Here is a 7409-nt window from a genome sequence, read left to right as displayed (position 1 = left end):
TGAGCATTTCACCGGCCAGGTGGGGCGAGCTGCCATTGCCCGGGGAGCCGAACGATGTCTTGCCCGGGTTCTGCCGCAGATAGGCCACGAACTCCTGGACGTTCTTCACGGGCATGTCGGGCCTGGTGACGAGGTAGACGGCCACGCGCGCGATGGACGCCACCGGGACGATGTCCTTGGTGGGGTCGAACGGCATCCTGGCGTAGATGTGCGGGTTGATCGAAACCATGCCGCCCGAGCTCATGAGCAGCGTGTAGCCATCGGGCGGGGACTTGGCCACGGCATCGCCGCCGATGTTGCCGCCGGCGCCGCCGCGGTTCTCGATTACCACGGGCTGGCCCAGCGCTTCGGCCAGCGGCTGCCCGACCAGTCGGGCGAGCTGGTCGGCGGCGCCGCCGGCCGGGAAGTTGACGATCACGCGCACCGGCTTGCTCGGCCAGGCCTGGGCGTGCAGGGCGGGCGCCGCCAGGCCGAGCGACATGGCAGTGGTCGCGGCCAGCAGCGCCCGGCGGGTGAAGGTGGTGGGGTTTTTCATGCTTGTCTCCTCTGGTGGTCAATCAAACTCAAACGGGATCACGGCGCGGCGCCGCCACGCGCCATGCCTTTCGGGGAACGCACCCAGCGGATCGGCTGGGCCTGGACGGGGCGCGGTGGCGCGCCGTGGGCGGCGAGGGTGGCGTCGAGCGCGCGCCCGGCATCGTCGGCCAGGGCCGCATCGCGGGCCGAGGCGATGGCCCGGGCAGCGGCCGCCGGATCGGGCAGGCCGGCCAGGTGGTCGAGCACGTGCAGCAGGTTGTGCTTGCCGCGCTCGTTGGTGCTGCCGTAGCCCTTGATGAGGCGGCCGCACAGCGCCAGCTCATGGCCCAGGGCCCAGCTGCGCTGCGTGCCCTGCACGACGCCAGCCAGCCAGCGTTCGATCAGGCGCTGTTCTTCGTGGTAGCGGCTGCCGCGCACGCGCAGCCACTTGAGGCTGGCGAGTGTGCGCAGGGCCAGCATGCCGAACACGGTGTGCGTGCCCACCTTGATCGGCATGGCCCAGGGCTCGCGCCCTGAGGCGCGGCGGCGGGCGTCCCAGGCCAGCACGCGACGCGCCAGGCCTACCGGCAGCAGGCCGGCGAACTCGGGCACGCCCGGCTTGAAGTGGTCGTAGACCTTGAGCAGATCGTCCTGTCCCGCCTTGACTTCCTGGTTCACGCGCTGCCACCGGCCGGCGCGGCTCTTGAGATCGGCCACGCGCACGATGTCGTCGAAGGCCATCCACAGTGCGAGCCAGCGCGCCATCTCGTGGGTGATGGCGAAGCCGTGTCCTTCGGCGTCGCCGGATGCCGCGCGTTCGGCCTGCAGCACCTGTTCGAGCCGCCGGGCGTATTGCTGCGCATAGGCGGGGTTCTGGTACTCGCACAGGCGGGCGTGGCCCAGGGCCAGCATGGGGTGCACCGGCGCGGGAAAACGCGAGGCCAGGTCGGCGGGCAGGGCGGGTGCCGATGGTTCGGGCTGCTTTTTTGGCGCCAGCAGATCGGACAGGAAGCGGGCCTGCGCCCGCGACTGGCTCACGTGCTCGAAGGCGCGGGCGAAGCCGCGCAGGCTGGCCTCGACGCCCTTGCCACCGGCGCGGATGACCGCCTCGTAGTCCTCGCGGGCGAAGGGAAACAGGCCGCTGCCCGCCACCGCGCCCAGCATCACGGCGCTGACCACCGTGGCGCTTTCGCGCGCCATGGTGCCCATGTCGAACACATGGTGCTCGCGGCTGAAGCCCTGCACCAGCTTGAGCAGGGCGGCGCTGTCGGCACGGCCGTCGCCCAGCGGCATGCGTTCTGCCGTGGTCAGCGTGCGGCCCGACGAGGTCAGCACCAGGGTCCGCTCTGGCGACGCCATGCCGGCGCCGATCTGGCGGGACGTTTCCAGCAGCTCCGAGGACACGATCGCGTCCAGCGCGCCGGGTACCGGGTTCAGGCTGAACACCGGACGGCGCCCGCCCAGCTCGGCGATGCGCTGGGGAAAGACCTCGATGTAGTAGGTGGTCGCGCCGGTGCGCTGCGCGACACCGGGGATGGAGGTGCTCTGGGCCGGATAGCCGGCGTGGCGCGCGGTGTCGACCAGCCATTCGGTCAGGACGCCGCCGCCTTCGCCGCCGAGGGCGCAGACGAGCAGGGATGTGGGGCGAAAGAGCTGGTTCATGCGTGGATCTCCGACGGCCGCAGGGCGTTGACCAGGGCGGCGCGCAGGCCGGCCAGCAGCCGTTCGTGCCACTTGGGGTTCTGCACCACCTCGGCGCGGTAGAAGCTGGGGCACAGGGTGGCGGCGTGGGCATTGGCGCCGCACAGGCCGCAGCCGACGCAGCCGTCGATCACCACGGCCACGGGATCGACCTTCAACGGGTCCGGGTTGTCCTTCAGCGTGAGCGTCGGGCAGCCCGAGAGGCGGATGCAGGCGTGGTCGCCGTTGCACACGTCCTCGTCCACACCATACTTCACGCGCACCACGCGCTCTCCTTTCCTGAGCAGGCTGGCGATCCAGGGCTTGACGCGGCGCTGGCGCTCCAGTTGGCATTCGCCTTCGGCGATGATGACCTTCAGGCCCGCGAAGTCGGTGGTGAAGGCTTCCTTGACGGTGCGGCGCATGGTCTCCACCTCGTAGGTGTGGACGGTGCGCAGCCATTGCACCCCCAGGCCTCGCAGCGTGGACTCGATGGTGTCGTTCTTGTGCACCAGGCTTTGCTGCTTGTCCTCGGCGCGTTCCTTGACCTCGTCGTCGGGTGTCGAGATGATGTCCTGCGTGCCGGTGGCCGAGGTGTAGCCGTTCTTGAAGATCATCAGCACGGCGTCGTCGCCGTTGAACAGCGCGCTCTGCACACCCGTGAGCAGGCCGTTGTGCCAGAAGCCGCCATCGCCCATGATGGACAGGGTGCGCTGCGCCATCATGGGCGAGACGCCCGCGCGGCTGGCCAGGCTCATGCCGTAGCCGAGGATGGAGTGACCCTGCGAGAAGGGCTCGAAGGTGCCGAAGGCGTGGCAGCCGATGTCGGCGGCCACGTGGACCTGGCCGATCTCCTGCTGCACCAGCTTGAGCGCCGAGAAGACGGGCCGTTCGGGACAGCCGATGCAAAAGCTCGGCGGGCGCGCCGGCAGCGGCGCCGGCAGCTGCCGCGTGGCCGCTTCACGCCGCTCGCGGTTGCCAGCCAGCCAGGCCTGGGTGGCCGTGACGCCCTCTTGCGTGCCGGCATCGGGCAGGTACCGGGCGGCGAACGCCGCCAGGCCGCCGGCCAGCACCTCGACGCTGTACTCGCCCGCCATCGCCAGCATGTCCTTGCCATGCAGGGGCGTGGCGATGCCCAGGCGCCGCAGGTGGGTGGCGATTTCCTGCTCGATGTACTCGGGCTGGCCTTCCTCGACCACCAGCACGCCGCGCTTGCCCTGGCAAAAGCCGGCGATCTGCTCGGGCACCACGGGCCAGGCGACGTTGAGCACCAGCAGCGGGAGATCGCTCTCGCCGAAGGCGTTGGCCAGGCCGAGCTGCTGCAAGGCGCGGATCAGCGCGTTGTACAGACCGCCTTGCACGATGATGCCCGTGTCGTCGAAGCGGCCTGGCATCAGTTCATTGAGCTGGTTTTCCACGATGAAGCGCCGCGCGGCCGGGATGCGTTCCTCGCCCTTGAGCTTCTCGTGGCGGAAGGTGACCGGCGGGTGGGCCAGCTTCATGTAGTCGAAGCCCGCCGGCTGCGCCATCAGCGCGCGCGTGGAGATCGGCGGCGCCACGTTGTCCTTGGCCTCGAAACTGCCGCGCACGTGGCAGGCGCGGATGCGCAGCTCCAGGATGCAGGGCATGTTCGAAGCTTCCGACAGGCGGAAGCCCTGTTCCACCATGTGCACCATCACCGGCAGGTCCGGGCGCGGGTCGAGCAGGCACATGCCCGACTTGAGCGCGTAGGCGTGCGTGCGCTCCTGGATCACCGAGGCGCCTTCGCCGTAGTCCTCGCCGACCACGATCAGCGCGCCGCCCTTGACGCCGGGCGATGACAGGTTGGACAGCGCATCCGCGGCGACGTTGGTGCCGACGATCGATTTCCAGGTGACCGCGCCGCGCAGCGGGTAGTGGATCGAGGCGCCCAGCATGGCCGCGGCCGAGGCCTCGTTGGAGCAGGCCTCGACGTGCACGCCCAGCTCGTTCATGTAGGGCTCGGCCTGCACCATCACGTCCAGCAGGTGCGACACCGGCGCGCCCTGGTAGCCGCCGACGTAGGCCACGCCCGATTGCAGCAGGGCCTTGGTGATGGCCAGGATGCCTTCGCCGTGGAAGGTCTGGCCCTGGCCCAGGCGCAGCGACTCGATCTCTTGGCTGAATGAAACTTCCATGAGTCCTCAGGGAAAGAAAGGGGATGGATTCAATCGTTGGCGTTGAAGCCCGTCGCCTTGACCAGCCGCGCCCACTGCGCGCTTTCGGCGGCGATGGCGGCGGCGAAGGCGCTGCCCGATTCGCTGGGCACGTCGAAGTTCTGCGCTTCCAGCCGGGCGCGCAGCGCCGGGTCGGCCTGGGCCTTGACCGCCGCGGCCGTGATGGCCTGCACCAGCGGCGCTGGCGTGGCGGACGGTGCCAGCAGGCCGAACCAGATGGAGGTCGTCAGCTCCGGCTGGCCCAGCTCGGTGAAGGTCGGCACCTCGGGCAGGAAGCGCGAGCGCGCGGCGCTGGTGACCGCGATCGCATGGAGCTTGCCGGCCTGGATGTGCGGCACCGCCGTCTGCAGTTGCGTGAAGCCCAGCAGCACCTGGCCGCCCACCAGGTCGTTGACCTGCGGCGCCGAGCCCTTGTAGGGCACGTGCACCATGTCCAGCTTCAGTTTTTCGTTGAGCTGGAAGCCCAGGAAATGCGAGGGCGTGCCCGGGCTGAACGACGCATACGATGCCTTGCCGGGGTTGGCGGCCACCCATTGGGCGAGTTCGGGCAACGTCCTGGCGGGTACCGAAGGGTGGGTCACCAGCACCAGCGGCGCTGCCACGCCCTTGACGATGGGGTGGAAGTCCGACGGCTTCCACGGCAGGCGCGCCTAGGCCGACGGGTTGATCGTGACCATGGACTGCGTGCCCACCCACAGCGTGTGGCCGTCCGCCGGCGCCTTCAGCACCGAGGTGGCCGACAGGTTGCCGTTGGCACCCGGCTGGTTCTGTACGAGGAAGGTGCCGCCGGTCTGGCGGCCGAGCTGGTCGGCCACCGCGCGCGCATACGCGTCGACCGCGCCGCCCGCAGGCGTACCCACCACCAAAGTGACGGGCCTGGAAGGCCAGGTGGGCGACTGCGCGTGCGCCGCCGGAGCGGCCAGGACATAGGCGAATGCGAAAGCCGCGGCGGCCAGCGGCCGGGAGGTAGAGGCAAACATCGGGGGCGTCTCCAAGGAAAGGGCAAGGCCGAGGGTGGTCTGCGCCACCATGCAGGCGAGTGTCCGGCTTTGCTGGGAATGCATCAATAAAATGAGATGTCTAAGCTATATTAGACTCATGCATATCAACGACATCGACCTGAACCTGCTGCGGCTGTTCGACGCGGTCTACCGGGCGCGCAACGTCAGCCGTGCCGCAGAGATGCTGGGCCTGACGCAGCCTGCCGCCAGCCAGGGGCTGCGCCGGCTGAGGGCGCTGCTGGCCGATCCGCTGTTCATGCGGACAGGCACCGGGGTGCAGCCCACGCCGCGCGCCGAGCGGCTGGCCGACGGCGTGCGCACGGCATTGGGGGTGCTGGAGGCCGCGCTCAACGAGGGCGAGACCTTCGACCCGGCCGCGTCCAACCGCATCTTCCGCCTGCACATGAGCGACATCGGCGAGGGGCGCTTCCTGCCCGAGCTCATGGCCCACCTGCACCTACAGGCGCCGCACGTGCGCGTGCAGACCCTGCCGCTGCCGCGCGATGCCATCACCGAGGCCCTGGACCACGGGCGCATCGATTTCGCGCTGGGCTTCCTGCCCATGGTCAAGGACACGCGGAGCACCCAGCTCCTGCACGACCGCTACATCGTGCTGCTGCGCAAGGGGCACCCGTTCCTGCGCCGGCGCCGCAGCGGCAAGGCGCTGCTGGCGGCCCTGTCCGAGCTGGAGTTCGTCGGCACCCGCTCGCACGCGGACACCCTGCGCATCCTGCAACTGACGGATCTGCAGGACAGGCTGCGTCTGGTGACCGAGCACTTCATGGTGCTGCCGGCCATCGTGCGGGCCACCGACCTGGCCGCGGTGATGCCGCGCAATATCGCCAGGAATTTCAGCCAGACCTGCGCCGTGGTCGAGCCCGAGTTTCCGCTGAGCGACTTCACGGTCTCGCTGTACTGGAGCCGGCGCTTCGAGCCGGACCCCGGGCTGGCCTGGCTGCGGCGGGAGATCGAAACCCTGTTCCGCGAATAGCACGGCTACCCCTGCGGCAGTGAATCGCACTATGATTTTTCCATCGGCACGGCAATCCCGCCAGCGCTGTACTGCCTGGAGCGATGAATTGATGGACGGATCCCGCTGCGTCGCCTCGCCGGAGAAAAGCCGCGCCGCCGGTCGCACCGAGGGAGTGTGAGATGGCTGCCCACTTCACGCACGGCGCCTTCACTTTCGAGCGCGGCGAGGCCCTGGGTTCGGCGCAGCGCCGCTGGAGCATGCGCTATGGCGGCGAAGCACTCGAGGAACGCAGGCTCCCTGAAGCCGCTTCGTGCATCGAGATCATCGACGCATTCGCCGACGCCCGCGCCGCTTTCGTGCAGCGCGCCCGCGAACGGAACCCGCAGGAACGCGTCGACCTCGTCGACCAGGCGAGCAGCGAAACGGTCGCAGGTTTCCTCACGCACGACCGCATACCGGAGATGACGCCGGGGCCGATCGACGATCGCAGCCGGTACTGGCTGCGCAGCGCCGATCGGCTGCGCTCGCGTCCCGTCGATCTCTCGCAGTTCGGCATGCTCGTGGCCGCGCACGCCGCGCACGCCGCGACGCCCACGCAGTGGATTGCGTCGCTGCTGCCCGACGATGTGCTGACGCCGGCCGCCGACGCCTGGCGCGCGCCCACGTCATGGGAGATCCGGCACGTGGTCGGCGAGAACAGCTTCACCGGCATCAGCGGCGCCAGGGCCGCCGCGCTGGTGGGTGTCACGCCGCAGAATTTCCGGAAGTACACCACCGCCGACGGTGCGGCGACCCGGCAGACGATGAGCTACGCGATGTGGCACCTGCTGATGCACAGGCTGGGGGTGCAGCGCGCGGATTGATCGGCCGCGGCGCTAAACGACAAAGCCCGGCTTTTGGCCGGGCTAAGTGCTTGATTTATCTGGGGTGGCTGATGGGGCTCGAACCCACGACAACAGGAATCACAATCCTGGACTCTACCAACTGAGCTACAGCCACCGTGAGCCTTTGATTATAGCCTGAACTTCAGGCCATGGCATCAAG

5 protein-coding genes, 1 tRNA gene and 1 pseudogene are annotated in these 7409 nt (G+C 69.2%); 2 read left to right on the top strand and 5 right to left on the bottom strand.

What is annotated here, in order from left to right; all coding sequences use genetic code 11:
• From PHQ87_RS12695 to PHQ87_RS12680, 4 genes and pseudogenes are all read right to left on the bottom strand, one after another.
• The coding region (locus tag PHQ87_RS12695; protein ID WP_300234874.1) for a tripartite tricarboxylate transporter substrate-binding protein at window positions 1–481 on the bottom strand (481 nt) is incomplete at its 3' end.
• Window positions 482–573: 92 nt separating this feature from the next.
• Entirely contained in the window at window positions 574–2178 is a 1605-nt protein-coding gene (locus tag PHQ87_RS12690) for an indolepyruvate oxidoreductase subunit beta family protein (protein ID WP_300234871.1), read from the bottom strand.
• A complete protein-coding gene (locus PHQ87_RS12685) occupies window positions 2175–4352 on the bottom strand; it encodes an indolepyruvate ferredoxin oxidoreductase subunit alpha (protein ID WP_300234868.1) in 2178 nt (725 codons plus the stop codon). Before PHQ87_RS12685 ends, PHQ87_RS12690 begins: the two co-directional genes overlap by 4 nt.
• Window positions 4353–4381: 29 nt before the next feature.
• Window positions 4382–5371: pseudogene (locus PHQ87_RS12680) on the bottom strand (tripartite tricarboxylate transporter substrate binding protein).
• A gap of 118 nt (window positions 5372–5489) precedes the next feature.
• On the opposite strand from PHQ87_RS12680, the gene PHQ87_RS12675 reads away from it, so the two are divergent.
• Window positions 5490–6383, top strand: coding sequence for a LysR family transcriptional regulator (locus tag PHQ87_RS12675; protein WP_300234865.1), 894 nt, complete (start codon window positions 5490–5492; stop codon window positions 6381–6383).
• A gap of 161 nt (window positions 6384–6544) precedes the next feature.
• Complete coding sequence (locus PHQ87_RS12670; RefSeq protein WP_300234862.1) at window positions 6545–7228, top strand: hypothetical protein; 684 nt, start codon at window positions 6545–6547, stop codon at window positions 7226–7228.
• A gap of 60 nt (window positions 7229–7288) precedes the next feature.
• On the opposite strand, the gene PHQ87_RS12665 is transcribed toward PHQ87_RS12670, so the two are convergent.
• Window positions 7289–7364, bottom strand: a tRNA-His gene (locus PHQ87_RS12665).
• Window positions 7365–7409 lie beyond the last annotated feature (45 nt).

Origin of the sequence: Hydrogenophaga sp., from assembly GCF_028698005.1 — a bacterium.
Classification (GTDB): domain Bacteria; phylum Pseudomonadota; class Gammaproteobacteria; order Burkholderiales; family Burkholderiaceae_C; genus Hydrogenophaga.
This window is presented reverse-complemented; position numbering and strand designations above follow the sequence as displayed.

Excerpts from the sequence above, each read along its gene's own strand:
- PHQ87_RS12690 (WP_300234871.1), bottom strand. The coding sequence starts at position 2,178 with ATGAACCAGCTCTTTCGCCCCACATCCCTGCTCGTCTGCGCCCTCGGC.
- PHQ87_RS12685 (WP_300234868.1), bottom strand. The coding sequence starts at position 4,352 with ATGGAAGTTTCATTCAGCCAAGAGATCGAGTCGCTGCGCCTGGGCCAG.
- PHQ87_RS12675 (WP_300234865.1), top strand. The coding sequence starts at position 5,490 with ATGCATATCAACGACATCGACCTGAACCTGCTGCGGCTGTTCGACGCG.
- PHQ87_RS12670 (WP_300234862.1), top strand. The coding sequence starts at position 6,545 with ATGGCTGCCCACTTCACGCACGGCGCCTTCACTTTCGAGCGCGGCGAG.